The sequence below is a fragment of the Streptomyces sp. BK208 genome (assembly GCF_004364245.1).
Classification (GTDB): Bacteria; Actinomycetota; Actinomycetes; order Streptomycetales; family Streptomycetaceae; genus Streptomyces.
The window spans coordinates 594,628-609,517 of record NZ_SOAV01000002.1 but is presented as its reverse complement, the minus strand read 5'-3'; the positions used below and the strand labels follow the sequence as shown (position 1 = coordinate 609,517).

Genomic DNA, 14,890 nt, shown 5'->3' with positions numbered 1-14,890 from the left:
GCGGTCGCCGACCGAGGCCGGACCGGAGCGGTCGCCGACCGAGGCCGGACCGGAGCGGTCGCCGACCGAGGCCGGACCGGAGCGGTCGCCGACCGAGGCCGGACCGGGGCCCCGCCTCGCCGCGCCGGCCGCCGTGTCCGCCGCGGCCGCCGCCTCGCGGTTGCCCCGTCTCACCGGGGCAGCTGCGGCAACCGCTCCGTCACCCTCGGCCAGTACCTCGCGATCGCGTCCTCCACGCCCGGCAGCGCCCGCTGTCCCGCCAGCGCCAGGGTGATCGCCGCGGCCACGCCGGTCCAGGCGACCGGGCCCAACGGGGTGCAGCCGAAGAGGCGGCTGACGCCGGGGGTCTGAACGAGGGCGATCAGGGCGACGGCGGAGCCCAGGGAGGTGACCTGGACGAGCCGGCTGTCGCGGCGGTCGGCGAGGGTCTGGGCGAGCTGGGTGCCGACGACCGCGCACAGCGCCATGGTCGTCGAGCGCCGCTCCGTGCCCGGCGTGAAGCGGCCCAGCAGCCAGGCCGCGGTCGCCCCGAGGGCCGTGGTCAGGGCCCGGTGCCGGATCTGCCGGATGAGGGGTTCGCCCAGCACCGCCGTGCCGAGGGGCGCGCCCGCGTCGGCGGCCTCCTGCTCCGGATCCCCCGTCTTGGTCACCGCGACCGCCATCGCGGGGAACAGGTCGGTGAACAGGTTGACCAGCAGCATCTGGCGGGTGGACAGCGGGGACGAGCCCGCCAGCACCGTGCCGAGGATGCCGAAGCCGACCTCGCCCGCGTTGCCGCCGATCAGGATGGCGATGGCGTCGGCGACGCTGTGCCACAGCGCCCGGCCCTCCCGCACCGCCTCCACCAGCACCAGCAGGTCGTCACCCGTGACCACCAGGTCGGCGGCGTTGCGGGCGGCGGCCGAGCCGCGGGCGCTGATGCCGACGCCGATGTCGGCGGCCCGGATCGCGGCGGCGTCGTTGGCGCCGTCGCCGACCATGCCGACGACCCTTCCGGCGTCCCGCAGCGACTCGACGACCTGGAGCTTCTGCTCGGGCGCCACCCGGGCCACGACGTCCGCGTCGCGCAGCATCCGGGAGCGGGCGGTGCGGTCGGCGGCGGCGAGTTCGTCGCCGGTGACGACGACCGCGTCCTCGGGCCAGCCCAGGTCGACGGCGATGGCGTGCGCGGTCTGCGGATGGTCGCCGGTGAGCACCACCGGCCGCACGCCCGCCTCGCGCAGCCCGCGCACCAGCGCGGGGGAGGTCTCCCGGGGCACGTCGGCGAGCGCCAGCAGTCCGGTGAACTCCAGCCGTGAGGGCGGCTGTTCGAGGACGTCGGCCGTCTTCTCGCCCTTCTCCAGGGTCCGTCGCGCCACCGCGATGATGCGCAGTCCGGCACCGGCGAGACGCTGCGCCACCTCGGTGGCGTCCGCGGGCAGGCCGGCGCAGGCGGGCAGCACCGTCTCCGGGGCGCCCTTGACCACCAGCACGGCGCGACCCCTCGCGCCCTCCCGTCCGACGGCGGCGGCGTAGCCGCGGGAGGTCTCGAAGGGCAGGCCCTCCAGCTGTGTCCACTTCGGGTCGTCCCCGGCCGCGTCCAGGACCGCCTCGTCGGTGGCGTGGGTGGGCCGGGTCCCGTCGCCGTCCAGCCGGGGGCAGGCGCGCGCGGCGGTCCGTACGGCGTCGGCGGCGGACGGGTCGCCCGCCTTGCGGACCGTGCCGTCGGGGCCCGCGACCCGTGACAGCCGGAGCCTGTTCTCGGTGAGGGTGCCCGTCTTGTCGAAGCAGACGGTGTCCATCCGGCCCAGCGCCTCCAGCGTGCGCGGGGTGCGCACCAGGACGCCCCGGCGGCTCAGCCGGCGGGCCGCGGCGAGCTGGGCCACCGTCGCCACCAGCGGCAGCCCCTCCGGCACGGCGGCCACCGCCACCGACACGCCACCGGCGACGGCCTGCCGGATCGGCGCCCCGCGCAGCAGCGAGATACCGGTCACCGCGGCGCCGCCCGCCAGGGTGAGCGGCAGTGCCTTGCGGGTCAGCTCCTGGAGCCTGGCCTGCACTCCGGCCGCCGACGGTGTCCGGGCCGCCAGCGCCACCGCGCGCGCCGCCTCGGTGTGGTCGCCGGTGTCGACGACGACGGCGCGGGCCCGGCCGGCCACCACGGTGGTGCCCTCGAAGACCATGCAGTACCGCTCGGCGACGGGCGCCCGGGGCGCCGGGTCCACGGACTTGTCCACCGGAAGCGACTCGCCGGTCAGCGCGGACTCGTCCACCTCCAGGCCGTCCTCCCACAGCAGCCGGGCGTCCGCGGGCACCACGTCGTCGGCCTTCAGCTCGATCACGTGGCCGGGGTGCAGCTTGGCCGCGTCCACGATCCGCGGCTCGCCCTCCGCCGCGGACTCCGCGCTGTCAGGGCCGATGTGCTCCTCGGTGACCCGGGCCTTCTGCGTCTGTTCCGCCAGCAGGCCGGACAGCGCCCGCTCGGCGCGCAGCCGCTGGAATCCGCCGACCAGCGCGTTCAGGTCGAGGGCGCCGACCACGAGCATCGCGTCGACGACCGACCCGAGGATGGCGGAGGCGGCCGAGCCGACCGCGAGCACCGGGGTGAGCGGGTCGTCCAGCTCCCCGCGTACGGCCCGGGCCAGCTGCCACGACCAGCGCGCCGGGGCCAGCGCGGGCACGTGGCCCGCCCGCTCGGCGGCCGCCCGCAGCCGGGCGGTGGCCTGTTCGACGGCGGTCGGCTCGGGTTCACGCTCCCGCTCCAGCCGCTCACGTACGTCGTCCGGACGCAGCGCGTGCCACGCCACCCGGGCCCGGGGGTGCGGGGCGCGGGCCATGGCCACGCCGAGCGCGGCCCGCGTCCCGGACAGCAGGGCCACCGCCGCGCTCGCGTCCACCGGCGCGTGCCGCATCCCCAGCAGCGAGGACACCCCGCCCCGGCGTCTGCCGCGCGCCTCGCCGACCGCCACCAGCAGCCCGGACAGCGCGGCCCCTGACCGGGCCAGCGTCTGCGAACGGCTCCCGACCGCGCGGGCCACCGGCACCGCCCGCAGCACCCGCCACACGTCCGCGAGCCCCTGCGGGGCGAGCACGTCCGCACCCCAGGCCACCGGCGAGTCGGCGTCGGCCAGCGCGACGGCCACGTCCCCGGCGAGCAGCCCGGCCGACACGGACGCGTCGTCACCGGGCAGCGGCCGTACGACGGTGATGACGCCGCCCTCGGAGCGCAGCGCGGCCACGACCTCCGCGAGCGGGCGCCCGGCGCCGACGACCTGGTCGGCGAGGCCGGTGAAGTCGGCCAGCGCCGGGTCCTCCACCATGACCACCCGCAGTCCCGCGCGCCGCGCGGCGTCCAGCACGTCCTCGGTCCACGGGTCCGCGCCCGCGTCCGGCGCCCGCAGCGCGCTGGGGTGCAGGACGACCGTGCGGGCCATCTCCAGCTGCCGCAGCCGCCCGGGGTCGCGCACGAGCACCCCGGTACGGGACAGCGCGGCGCTCAGGACGGCGTGGAAGGCGGCGGGTCCGTAGCGCGCGGCCTTCGGCGAACCGGCGAGCACCGCCTCCGCCGCCTCCGTCACGTCGTGCTTGACCAGCAGGGTCGCCGCGGCGCCCGCCACGCTGCCGGCCGAGGCGTGGGCGGCGTACTCCTGGGCCGGGGAGGTGCGCGGCGGCGGGCGCAGGGCACCTCCGGCGGGCAGGCTGCCCCGGCCGGGGACGCACAGCCGGTCGTGCACGACCTCGAAGGCGGCTCCCCGCGCCAGCGCCTCCGTCAACTGGCAGACGCGCAGCGCCCCGTCGAGCACCAGCGAGGTGGGGCTCTGTCCGGCGCCGTGGGCGGCGGCGTTGGCAGCGGCCAGCGCCACGTCCATGCGGTGGTCGCCGAGCCGCTCGCGCAGCCAGGCCCGGAAGGCCGGGTTCTCACGCAGGAGGGTCGTCACGGCCGTGACCAGGCGGGGCGAGGCCGGCAGGCGCAGCCGCGCACCGGTCACGGCGGCGGCGACGCCGAGGACGTCGGCCCCGAGCGCGGCCGCCGCGACCCGCACCGGGGCCGGGTCGCCGGGGTGGTCCGCCTCGTCCGGGTCGTCCGGGACCGTTCGGTCGGCCCGGTCCGCGCGGGCGAGTCCGTGGCGCTCGGCGAGTTCGACGGCGTGGTCGACGACGCGGTCGGTGAGCGCGTCCTCGGTCGCGGTCACCACCAGCCGGGCGAGTCCGCTGTCCCAGTAGGCGAGCAGCACGTCAGGGTGCTCGGCCAGGGCCTCCGCCACCTGCCGCGCCACGCGTTCCGTGCCGCCCGCCCGGCGCACCTCTTCCGTCGCGGCCGGCCGCAGCGCGAGGTGCGCCCGGTGTCCGACCCGCCACTCCCGCGGCCCGCCGGGCAGCGCCGCGCGGGCGACCCGGGCCGCCCGCGCCGCGAAGTCCGCGCCGCGCACACCGGCTCGTGCGGTGCCCGCCGCCGCGCCGGCCGCGGCGCCCACGGCGGGCGCGGTGCCGCGCGCGAGCAGCCGGGGACCGGCCAGCACGAACCCCGTGACGGCATCCTGGGAACGCGTCAGCAGTCCACCGGGCATCGGCTCCCCCTCAGCCGGACTTGCGGGTGCGCGAGGAGGCGGCCGTCCTGCGGCCGCGTCCGCGGTTGCCGCCCGTGGCGGAGGGCCGGCTGGAGGACGTCTGGTTTCCCGACCGGCTCTTGCTCCGAGTGGGCGACGCGGTCTTCTTGGCGGGGCTCTTCTTGGCGGCCGTCTTCTTGGCCGTGGTCCTGTTCGCCGCCGTGCTCTTCGCCGCCGTCTTCCTCGCCGCGGTGCTCTTCGCCGCCGTCTTCCTCGCCGCGGTGCTCTTCGCCGCCGTGCTCTTCGCGGTCGTCTTCTTGGCCGTCGTCTTCTTGGCCGTCGTCTTCTTGGCCGTGGCCTTGTTCGCCGTGGCCTTGTTCGCGGTCGTCTTCTTCGCGGCGGACTTCTTCGCGGCGGCGGCCGTGGTGGCCGCCGGCCTGGCGGCGGACCTGGCGGCCGTGGACCCGGCCGTGGACTTGGCGGCACCGGTGGCCTTCTTCGCCGCGGTGCTCTTGGCCGCGGTGCTCTTCGCCCCGCCGGCGCCCGACGTGGCCCTCCCGGCCGCACCGGCCGTACCGCCCGTGCCGGCCGTCTTCGTGGCGGCCGCCCTGGCGGTGGTCTTCCTGGCCGACGTCCGGGCGGGCCTCGTGGCCGTCTTCGTGCCGGTGGCGCCCTGGGCGCCGTTACCGGCCCCCGCCCCCTCACGGCCCTTCGCCGCGCTCCCGCTCCCGTTGCCGTTCCCGTTGCCGTTCCCGTTCTGCCGGGCCTGCCCGTTCCGCCCGCGCTGCTGCGTCAGCCAGGCCACCGCCGCTCCGGTGGCGGCCACCGGCCACTCCACCAGTCCGGCGACGCCCAGCACCCCGGCGCCCGTGTAGACGAGCACGCGCCGCCCGCGCGGCGACACCGCCCCGATCCTGTCCAGCGCGCCCTCGGCGACCCTGCCCGCCGTCTCGGCACCCGGCACTTTCCGCACCGCCGAAGCGGCCGCGTGCAACGGCCGCGGAAGTGTCCGCGCCGACTTCTGCTCAGCCATGACTGTTCGTCCTCGCCCTGTCCGTGCGGTGGGAACCCGGGCTGTGGCAAGCCTGGGAAACCCCGGGAACATCACCTTCCGCATTTCCCGGGGTTCCCGCACCTCGGGCGCTCACCCCGAGGCAGCCGGCTCCCGCTCCCGGGCGATCGCGTGCAGCTTCTCCAGCCGCTCCCGGGAGACGTCGTCGGCCGGCGCGTACGTCACCATCCGGGGCCCGGGTTCCGGACCGAGCCACAGGTCGGTGTGGTCGACGCGGATGCGGCCGACGTGCCGGTTGAGGAACTCCTTGCGCTTCCCGCGGTGCGCGACGACCTCGTGCCGCTCCCAGGCCTCCCGGAACTCCGGCGACTGGGTGCGCAGCCGCTTGAGCAGCATCTTCCAGGCCGGCTCGGCGAGGTGGCCGGCCATCGTCGCGCGGAACCGGGCGGCCATCAGCCGCTGCGTCTCCTCCAGGTGGACGATCGAGGAGCGCCACTCCTCGTGGGTGAAGCAGAGGACCATGCAGTTGCGGTCCTCGGGCGGCACCGCGTCCAGGTCGCACAGCAGCAGCCCGTACGTGCGGTTGTGGGCGAGGATGTCGTACCGGCTGTTCTGCACGCAGGCCGGGTAGGGCTCGAACTGCTCCAGCAGGGCGCGCACCGCCGGGGTGATGGCCGGGCAGGCCGTCGCGGGCGTCGGGTCGACGGCCCCCGCCAGCCGGAAGAGGTGGGCGCGCTCGGTGGGGTCGAGCAGCAGCGCGCGGGCGAGTGCGTCGAGGACCTGCACGGAGACGTGGATGTCGCGGGCCTGCTCCAGCCAGGTGTACCAGGTGACGCCGACGGCCGAGAGCTGGGCGACCTCCTCGCGCCGCAGCCCCGGTGTGCGGCGGCGGCGTCCGCGGGGCAGCCCGACCTGTTCGGGCGCGATGCGCTCGCGGCGGCTGCGCAGGAAGGCGGCGAGTTCGTGCCGCCGGATCTCCGAGCCGGTGTCCCGGGGCCGGGACGGTGCCGTCGTCTCCTGACCCGTCACTGTCGTCATGCCTCCAGGGTGCCGTGTCCGGAACCCTGTTGCCAGGTACTTCCACTACCAGCACAAGGAGACTCTGGTACCACCCTGGGATCAGTCGCAGGCTCGATCGCGTGACCGACATCCTCACTTCACGTCCCGTCCGTCCGGGCCCCGCGGTGCCGCCCCCGCTCGGCGGTCTCGGGCTCTTCACCGTGCTGCTGGCCGCGGCCCTCCCGCTCGTCGACTTCTTCATCGTCAACGTCGCCCTGCCCACCATCGGCGCGGACCTGTCCGCGGGCGAGGCGGTCCTGGAACTGGTCGTCGCCGGATACGGGGTGGCGTACGCCGTCCTGCTGGTCCTGGGCGGCCGGCTCGGCGACCTCTTCGGCCGGCGCCGCCTGTTCCTGGGCGGCATGGCGGCCTTCGGGCTGACCTCGCTGGCCTGCGGACTGGCGCCGGACGCGTGGTCGCTGGTGGCGGCGCGGGTGGCGCAGGGCGCCTCGGCCGCCGCGATGCTGCCGCAGGTGCTGGCGACCATCCAGGCGACCACGTCCGGTCCCCGGCGCGCGAAGGCCATGAGCCTGTACGGCGCCACGGCCGGCCTGTCGATGGTGGCGGGTCAGATCCTGGGCGGTGTCCTGGTGGCCGCCGACATCGCGGGCACCGGCTGGCGTGCCGTCTTCCTGGTGAACGTGCCGGTCGTCCTGGCGGGTCTCGTCCTGGCCGCCCGCGCCGTCCCCGAGACCCGCTCCGCGCGCCCCGAGCCGGTGGACGTCCCCGGCACCTTCCTGCTGGCCGCCTCGCTCCTGACTCTGCTGGTCCCGCTCACCGAGGGCCGGGCGGCGGGCTGGCCGCTGTGGACGTGGCTGTCGCTGGCGGCGTTCCCGTTCGCGGCGGCGGCGTTCTTCACGGTGGAGCGCCGGGCGGACCGGGCCGGCCGTACGCCCCTGGTCCCGCCGAGCCTGTTCGCGATCGTGTCGCTGCGCCGCGGCCTCTCGCTCATCGTGCCGTTCTCGATCGGCTTCAGCGGCTTCATGTTCGTCATCGCGGTGGCGTTGCAGCAGGGGGCGGGTCTGGGTCCGGTGGCCGCGGGACTGGCGCTGGCCCCGCTCGCGGCGGTGTTCTTCGTCTTCTCCCTCGCAGGACCGAGGCTGGTCGCCCGGTACGGCACCCGTGTCGTGCCCACCGGCGCCGCCCTCCAGGGAGTGGGCCTGGCCCTGATGACGCTGGCCGCGTGGCGTTCCTGGCCCGGCCTCGGCGTGGTCGAACTGCTGCCGGGCGCGGCGGTCGCCGGGGCGGGCCAGGCGCTCCAACTCCCCGTGATCTTCCGGGTCGTCCTGTCGGAGGTACCCGCCGTGCGCGCGGGCGTCGGCAGCGGCGTCATGATCACCGTCCAGCAGTCCTCGCTGGCTCTGGGCGTGGCGACCCTGGGCACCCTGTTCCTGTCGCTGATCCCGGGCATGGGCATGCGCGACGCCCTGGTGACGACGCTGCTGGTGCAGTTGGCGGCGGTGGTCCTGACCGGCCTGCTGGGCCTGCGTCTGCCCCGGAGGATCGGCTGAGCCGGCCGCCGATGAGTTCCGGACGCGACCGGAGTCGACACCACGACGACGACGAACCGGAGGCCCGCCCATGAACGACGCGAACGCACTGAGCGCCACCCTGCAGCGGCACGTGGACGACGGCACAGTGCCGGGGGCCGTGGCGCTGGTGGCCCGCGGTGACGACGCGGAGGTGGTGGCCGTCGGACACGTGGACACCGACGGCAGCGCCCCCATGACACGGGACAGCCTCTTCCGGATCGCGTCGCTGACGAAGCCCATCGTGGCCGCGGCCCTGCTGGGGCTGGTCGAGGACGGCCTGCTGGCGCTGGAGGACCCGGTGGACACGTGGCTGCCGGAGCTGTCGAAGCCGATGGTGCTGCGCCACCCGGCCGCCGCCCTGGACGACGTGGTTCCGGCGGAGCGCGCGATCACGGTGGAAGACCTGCTCAGCTCCCGGGCCGGCTGGGGCTTCCCGTCGGACTTCTCGCTGCCCGGCGCGCAGGCGCTGTTCGCGGCGCACCAGGGAGGCCTGGACCCGCGTCGGGCACCGGAGCCCGACGCGTGGCTGGCGGGCCTGGCCCGGGTGCCGTTGCTGCATCAGCCGGGAGCGGCCTGGCTGTACAACACCTGCTCCGACCTACAGGGCGTGCTGATCGGCCGGGTCACCGGCCGGCCCTTGCCGGAGGCCCTGGCGGAGCGCCTGCTGGAGCCGGTGGGCATGGCGGACACGGCGTTCGAGGTGCCGCCCGCGAAGCGGTACCGCTTCACCAGCCAGTACACGCCCACCGCGGCGGGTGCCCTGGAACTCTTCGACGGGCCCGACGGGCAGTGGAGTTCCGTGCCGCCGTTCCCGTCCGGGGCCGGCGGGCTGGTCTCGACGGCGGACGACTGGCTGGCCTTCGCGCGCATGCTGCACGCGCGGGGCGCGGTGGACGGCCGGCAGGTCCTCTCTCCCGCGTCGGTGGGCCGTATGACCACCGACCACCTGACGCGCGGACAGCGCGAGGCGGGCCGTCTCTTCCTCCTCGGCCAGGGCTGGGGCTACGGCGGTCAGGTCGACGTGGACCGGGCGGAGCCGTGGAACGTGCCGGGCCGCTACGGCTGGGTCGGCGGCAGCGGCACCACGGCCCATCTGGTCCCGGCCACCGGGACGACCGCGATCCTGCTCACCCAGGTGGCCATGACGGGCCCGGAACCGACGCCGCTGATGCGTGCCTTCTGGCGGAGCGCGGCCGGCGTCTGACGTTCAGCCGCGCAGGCCGCGTATCACCAGGTCGAGGACGTCCTCCAGGTCGTCCTCGATCCCCGGCTGGTCCCACTCCCCGGCGTGCACGGGCTTGTGGAAGCGGCAGGTGGCGTGGAAGAGGGCGCGGGCGGTGCCCCGGGCGTCGCGGGCCGTGAAGGTCCCCGCGTCCAGGCCCGCCTGCACGATCCGGGTCAGCTGGTCGATCAGGTCGGTGACGTGCCGGCTGACCACGGCACCGTTCTCCTTGGCCAGCACCCGGTAGGTGGCGAACAGTTCGGGGTCGTCACCGGCCTTGCGGCGTTTGGCGCCCGACAGGGTCCGCACCCAGTCCCGCAGCCGCTCCTCCGCGTCCCGGTCCTCGGCGGCGATCCCGGCGAGCGCCTCGGAGGTGCGGTCCAGCCACCGCTTGGTCACGGCCTCGCGCAGCGCGGCCTTCGTCCGGAAGTGGCGGTAGACGCTGCCGTGGCTGACCCCGAGCGCACGGGCCACGTCGACCACCGTGGCCTTGGCCGGACCGTGGCGACGCAACACCTCCTCGGTGGCTTCGAGGATGCGCTCGGCGGTCAGGGTCTCGGAGGTCGGTGCCATGGCCTAGACCGTACCCTCGGGCACGGTCACCGCTCGCTGTCGAGGTGGGCGAGCGCGGCCGGCGCGTAGCGCTCCCCCGCGGCGGCGCCCGCGGGCACGGCCTCCTCGATCGCGGCGAGGTCGGCGGCGTCCAGCGTGACGTCCAGCGCGCCCAGCGATTCCGCGAGCCGTTCCCGGGTGCGGGCACCGATCAGCGGCACGATGTCCTCGCCCTGCGCCAGCACCCAGGCGATGGCGATCTGGGCGACGGTGACGCCCTTGGCCTCGGCGGTCTTCCGCAGGGCCTCGACGAGGTCCAGGTTGTGCCGAAGGTTGTCGCCCTGGAAGCGGGGCGAGTGAGCGCGGAAGTCGTTCCGGGCGAGCTGCCGGTCAGGGGTGAAGTGGCCGGAGATCAGGCCGCGCGAGAGGACGCCGTACGCGGTGACGGCGATGCCCAGTTCGCGGGTGGCCGGCAGGATGTCGGCCTCGATGCCGCGGGAGACGAGGGAGTACTCGATCTGCAGGTCGCAGATCGGCGCGGTGGCGGCGGCCCGGCGGATGGTCCCGGCACCGACCTCGCTGAGGCCGATGTGGCGCACGTGGCCCTTCTCGACGAGTTCGGCGATCGCGCCGACCGTCTCCTCGATCGGCACGTCCGGGTCGAGACGCGCGATGCGGTAGACGTCGATGTGGTCGACGCCGAGGCGCTGGAGCGAGTAGGCGGCGAAGTTCTTCACGGCGGCGGGGCGTCCGTCGTATCCGGACCAGCCGCCGTCGGCGTCGCGCAGGGCCCCGAACTTGACGCTGAGCAGGGCCTGTTCGCGCCGGGCCGCGGGTGCGCCGCGCAGGGCCTCGCCGATCAGCATCTCGTTGTGGCCCATGGCGTAGAAGTCGCCGGTGTCGAGCAGGGTGACGCCCGCTTCGAGGGCGGCGTGGATGGTGGCGATCGACTCGGCCCGGTCCGCCTCGCCGTAGAGCGCGGACATGCCCATGCAGCCGAGACCGAGGGCGGAGACCTGGGGGCCGGTGGTTCCGAGGGGGCGGGTGTTCATCGTCATGTACCGAGCCTCGCATGACAGGTGACAGATTTCAATATCTGTCATCCCTTCATCTGTCACCACCCGCCCGCATTCTCTTGACGAATGGTCTGGACCAGAGCATTGTCATGCCTGCGCCACCTCACCCCCACACAGGAGGCAAGCCGCATGATCCGTCGCAGACTCCGCCTGTTCGCCGCCGCTCTCGCGGCAGCCGTCCTCACCCCCCTGACCGCCGTCGGCGCGTCCGCCGCCCCCGCCGGCGCGGCCCCGGCCCCGGCCGCCGACACCTGCGCCGTGAAGTCGAAGCCCGCCGGCAAGGTCCTCCAGGGCTACTGGGAGAACTGGGACGGCGCCGCCAACGGCGTCCACCCGCCCTTCGGCTGGACCCCGATCACCGACTCCCGGATCGCCGCCCACGGCTACAACGTCCTCAACGCGGCCTTCCCGGTGATCCGTTCCGACGGGACGGCCCTGTGGGAGGACGGGATGGACGCGGGCGTGAAGGTGGCGACGCCCGCGGAGATGTGCGCGGCCAAGGCGTCGGGGCAGACGATTCTGCTCTCCATCGGCGGCGCCACGGCCGGCATCGACCTCAACTCGACCGCCGTGGCCGACCGTTTCGTCGACACGATCGTGCCGATCCTCAAGAAGTACAACTTCGACGGCATCGACATCGACATCGAGACCGGTCTCACCGGCAGCGGCAGCATCGGCCAACTCTCCACGTCCCAGGCCAACCTGATCCGCATCATCGACGGCGTGCTGGCCCGGATGCCCGCGAACTTCGGCCTCACGATGGCCCCGGAGACGGCGTACGTCACCGGCGGCAGCGTGGTCTACGGCTCCATCTGGGGCGCGTACCTGCCGATCATCAAGAAGTACGCCGACAACGGCCGCCTGTGGTGGCTGAACATGCAGTACTACAACGGCAGCATGTACGGCTGTTCCGGCGACTCCTACTCGGCCGGCACCGTGCAGGGCTTCACCGCCCAGACCGACTGCCTGAACAAGGGACTGGTCATCCAGGGCACGACGATCCGGGTGCCCTACGACAAGCAGGTCCCGGGCCTGCCCGCGCAGCCCGGCGCGGGCGGCGGCCACATGTCACCGTCCCTGGTCGCCCAGGCCTGGAACCGCTACAACGGCTCCCTCAAGGGCCTGATGACCTGGTCCCTCAACTGGGACGGCTCGAAGAACTGGACCTTCGGCGACAACGTGAAGTCCCTCCAGGGCCGCTGAGCCGCCGAGCCGCCGAGCCGGAACCAAGGCCCCCGGAACGCCGAACGCCCACCCTCACCCGGCCGAGCCGGGTGGTGGGTGGGCGTTCGGCGTTCCGGGGGTCCAGGGGGCAGAGCCCCCCGGTACCTCACCGCAACGGACGTTCAGCAGCCGACGAGCCGGGACGCGAGGTACCCCTCGATCTGGTCCAGCGACACGCGCTCCTGCTTCATGGTGTCCCGCTCGCGCACGGTCACCGCGTTGTCGTCCAGCGTGTCGAAGTCGACCGTGACACAGAACGGCGTCCCGATCTCGTCCTGACGCCGGTACCGGCGCCCGATCGCACCTGCGTCGTCGAACTCGATGTTCCAGTTCTGCCGCAGCGCCTGCGCCAGCCCCTTCGCCTTCGGCGACAGCTCCGGGTTGCGGGACAGCGGCAGCACGGCGACCTTCACCGGGGACAGCCGCGGGTCGAGGCGCAGCACCGTGCGCTTCTCCAGCTTGCCCTTGGCGTTCGGCGCCTCGTCCTCGATGTACGCGTCGAGCAGGAAGGCGAGCATCGCCCGCCCGACACCGGCCGCCGGCTCGATGACGTACGGCGTCCAGCGCTCCTGGGCCTCCTGGTCGTAGTAGGAGAGGTCCTGGCCGGAGGCCTTGGCGTGCGAGGAGAGGTCGTAGTCGGTCCGGTTGGCGACACCCTCCAGCTCGCCCCACTCGCTGCCGCCGAACTGGAAGCGGTACTCGATGTCGGCGGTGCGCTTGGAGTAGTGGGAGAGCTTCTCAGCGGGGTGCTCGTACCACCGCATGTTCTCCTCGCGCATGCCGAGGCCGGTGTACCAGTTCCAGCGCTGCTCCATCCAGTACTCCTGCCACTTCTCGTCCTCGCCCGGCTTGACGAAGAACTCCATCTCCATCTGCTCGAACTCGCGGGTGCGGAAGATGAAGTTGCCGGGCGTGATCTCGTTGCGGAAGGACTTGCCCATCTGGGCGATGCCGAACGGCGGCTTGCGGCGCGAAGTGGTCTGCACCTGGGCGAAGTTGGTGAAGATGCCCTGAGCGGTCTCGGGCCGCAGGTAGGCGACGGAGCCGCTGTCCTGGGTCGGGCCGAGGTGGGTGGAGAGCAGACCGGAGAACTGCTTGGGCTCGGTGAAGGTGCCCTTGTTGCCGCAGTTGGGGCAGTTGAGGTCGGCGAGGCCGTTCTCCGGGGCGTGGCCCTTCTTCTCCTCGTACGCCTCCTCCAGGTGGTCCGCGCGGAACCGCTTGTGGCAGGAGGTGCACTCGGTCAGCGGGTCCGTGAAGGTGGCGACGTGACCGGAGGCCACCCAGACCTCGGGGGCCAGGATCACGGAGGAGTCGAGACCGACGACGTCCTCGCGCGAAGTGACCATGTAGCGCCACCACTGGCGCTTCAGGTTCTCCTTGAGCTCGACACCGAGCGGGCCGTAGTCCCAGGCGGCGCGCTGACCGCCGTAAATCTCACTGCAGGGGAAAACGAAGCCACGGCGCTTGCTCAGGCTGACGATGGTGTCGATCTTGTCGGCGGCCACGGTGCTCTCTTCATTACGACGACGGTGACTGACTGGTGCGGCGGGCGAAGCGAGACGCTTCCAGAGAATGCTTCAGGTTACCGGCGTGGGTCGCCCCTCGGCCAAATCGGGGGCTCCCATCCGCGTGAGCGACCGCTTGTTGACAACGGTTTCCATATTTGTTGAAAATGAGTGTCATGAACGCACGACGACGCCGCATCTCCGGCATAGCAGTCACCGCGGCCACCGCACTGGGCCTCGGGACCCTCTCCGCCTGCTCCACCGACGGCGCGGGGGCCGGCAACACGGACAAGTTCGACGTCGTCGCGTCGTTCTACCCGATGCAGTACCTCGCCGAGCAGATCGGCGGGGACCACGTGAACGTCACCACGCTCACCGAGCCCGGCCAGGAGCCGCACGACCTGGAGCTGAGCGCCCGGCAGACCGCGCGGATGGGCGAGGCCGACGCGGTGCTCTACCTGAAGTCCCTCCAGCCCGCCGTGGACGAGGCCGTCGCCCAGTCCGACGCCAAGACCAAGATCGACGCGGCCTCGCTGACCACGCTCGAGGACCACGGGGACGTCGAGCACGACCACGGGGGCGAGGAGCACGCCGAGGAGGAACACTCCGAGGAGGGCGAGCACGGCCCCGACCCGCACGTGTGGCTGGACCCGGTGAAGTACGCCGAGATCGCCAGGGGCGTCGCGGGCGCCTTCGAGAAGGCCGACCCGGACCACGCCGACGACTACCGCAAGAACGCCGAGGCGCTGGCGAAGAAGCTGGCCGGCCTGGACACGGCGTACCGGGACGGCCTGGCGAAGACCGGCACCAAGGTCTTCTTCACCAACCACGCCGCCTTCGGCTACCTCGCCGAGCGCTACGGGCTCACCCAGGAGGCCATCAACGGCCTCGACCCGGAGAGCGAGCCCAGCCCCGCCCGGATCAGGGAGCTCCAGCGGGAGGCCGAGGCCGACGGCGTCACCACCGTCTTCTACGAGACACTGGTCTCCGGCAAGACCGCGAAGACTCTCGCCAAGGACGCGGGCCTGAAGACGGACGTCCTCGATCCGCTCGAAGGCATCACCGACCAGTCCAGGGGCGACGACTACGTCGCGGTCATGGAGGCCAACCTCAAGGCGCTCCGGGCCGCCCTCGGCGCCGAGTGACGCCGAGCAAGCAGCATCCCCCAGCAGTTCGACCGTT

Annotated in this window: 10 protein-coding genes; 4 read left to right on the top strand and 6 right to left on the bottom strand. The window is 73.8% G+C overall.

From position 1 onward, the window contains the following. Nucleotides 1-170: 170 nt before the first annotated feature. The 3 genes from EV562_RS07280 to EV562_RS07265 form a co-directional block, all read right to left on the bottom strand. Nucleotides 171-4,547 carry a cation-translocating P-type ATPase gene (locus EV562_RS07280; protein WP_133885818.1) on the bottom strand — a complete coding sequence of 1,459 codons (4,377 nt, stop codon included), beginning with the start codon at nt 4,545-4,547 and terminating at the stop codon, nt 171-173. A 10-nt stretch (nt 4,548-4,557) separates the two neighbouring features. After that, a complete protein-coding gene (locus EV562_RS35980; protein WP_347877066.1) occupies nt 4,558-5,559 on the bottom strand; it encodes a hypothetical protein in 1,002 nt (333 codons plus the stop codon). Nucleotides 5,560-5,670: 111 nt separating this feature from the next. Then, nucleotides 5,671-6,576: a helix-turn-helix domain-containing protein gene (locus EV562_RS07265; protein WP_208298304.1), complete on the bottom strand. Its 906-nt coding sequence runs from the start codon at nt 6,574-6,576 to the stop codon at nt 5,671-5,673. 101 nt (nt 6,577-6,677) lie between these two features. On the opposite strand from EV562_RS07265, the gene EV562_RS07260 reads away from it, so the two are divergent. Together EV562_RS07260 and EV562_RS07255 are read left to right on the top strand one after the other, a co-directional pair. Beyond that, entirely contained in the window at nt 6,678-8,108 is a 1,431-nt protein-coding gene (locus EV562_RS07260; protein ID WP_133885817.1) for an MFS transporter, read from the top strand. A 70-nt stretch (nt 8,109-8,178) separates the two neighbouring features. Next, nucleotides 8,179-9,333 (top strand): serine hydrolase domain-containing protein, encoded by a 1,155-nt coding sequence (locus tag EV562_RS07255; protein WP_133885816.1) that lies wholly within the window; start codon nt 8,179-8,181, stop codon nt 9,331-9,333. A 3-nt stretch (nt 9,334-9,336) separates the two neighbouring features. Here the strand turns inward: EV562_RS07255 and EV562_RS07250 are convergent, their stop codons facing one another. Both EV562_RS07250 and EV562_RS07245 read right to left on the bottom strand, forming a co-directional pair. Beyond that, the gene (locus EV562_RS07250) at nt 9,337-9,924 is read right to left on the bottom strand and encodes a TetR family transcriptional regulator (protein WP_133885815.1); all 588 of its coding nucleotides are present in this window, start codon (nt 9,922-9,924) and stop codon (nt 9,337-9,339) included. Between the two features lie 26 nt (nt 9,925-9,950). After that, nucleotides 9,951-10,961 carry an aldo/keto reductase gene (locus EV562_RS07245; protein ID WP_133885814.1) on the bottom strand — a complete coding sequence of 337 codons (1,011 nt, stop codon included), beginning with the start codon at nt 10,959-10,961 and terminating at the stop codon, nt 9,951-9,953. A gap of 147 nt (nt 10,962-11,108) precedes the next feature. Here EV562_RS07245 and EV562_RS07240 point away from each other — a divergent pair, with 147 nt between their 5' ends. Further along, the gene (locus tag EV562_RS07240; protein ID WP_133885813.1) at nt 11,109-12,182 is read left to right on the top strand and encodes a chitinase; all 1,074 of its coding nucleotides are present in this window, start codon (nt 11,109-11,111) and stop codon (nt 12,180-12,182) included. 143 nt (nt 12,183-12,325) lie between these two features. On the opposite strand, the gene EV562_RS07235 is transcribed toward EV562_RS07240, so the two are convergent. Next, entirely contained in the window at nt 12,326-13,708 is a 1,383-nt protein-coding gene (locus EV562_RS07235) for a glycine--tRNA ligase (RefSeq protein ID WP_133885812.1), read from the bottom strand. A gap of 176 nt (nt 13,709-13,884) precedes the next feature. Between EV562_RS07235 and EV562_RS07230 the strand changes: the two genes are divergently transcribed. Further along, nucleotides 13,885-14,853 (top strand): zinc ABC transporter substrate-binding protein, encoded by a 969-nt coding sequence (locus tag EV562_RS07230; protein WP_133885811.1) that lies wholly within the window; start codon nt 13,885-13,887, stop codon nt 14,851-14,853. Nucleotides 14,854-14,890: the final 37 nt, after the last annotated feature.

What these genes read in the sequence shown, in the direction of transcription:
- EV562_RS07265 (WP_208298304.1), bottom strand. Translation starts at nt 6,576, where the DNA reads ATGACGACAGTGACGGGTCAGGAGACGACGGCACCGTCCCGGCCCCGG.
- EV562_RS07230 (WP_133885811.1), top strand. Translation starts at nt 13,885, where the DNA reads ATGAACGCACGACGACGCCGCATCTCCGGCATAGCAGTCACCGCGGCC.
- EV562_RS07245 (WP_133885814.1), bottom strand. Translation starts at nt 10,961, where the DNA reads ATGACGATGAACACCCGCCCCCTCGGAACCACCGGCCCCCAGGTCTCC.
- EV562_RS07250 (WP_133885815.1), bottom strand. Translation starts at nt 9,924, where the DNA reads ATGGCACCGACCTCCGAGACCCTGACCGCCGAGCGCATCCTCGAAGCC.
- EV562_RS07255 (WP_133885816.1), top strand. Translation starts at nt 8,179, where the DNA reads ATGAACGACGCGAACGCACTGAGCGCCACCCTGCAGCGGCACGTGGAC.
- EV562_RS07280 (WP_133885818.1), bottom strand. Translation starts at nt 4,547, where the DNA reads ATGCCCGGTGGACTGCTGACGCGTTCCCAGGATGCCGTCACGGGGTTC.
- EV562_RS35980 (WP_347877066.1), bottom strand. Translation starts at nt 5,559, where the DNA reads ATGGCTGAGCAGAAGTCGGCGCGGACACTTCCGCGGCCGTTGCACGCG.
- EV562_RS07240 (WP_133885813.1), top strand. Translation starts at nt 11,109, where the DNA reads ATGATCCGTCGCAGACTCCGCCTGTTCGCCGCCGCTCTCGCGGCAGCC.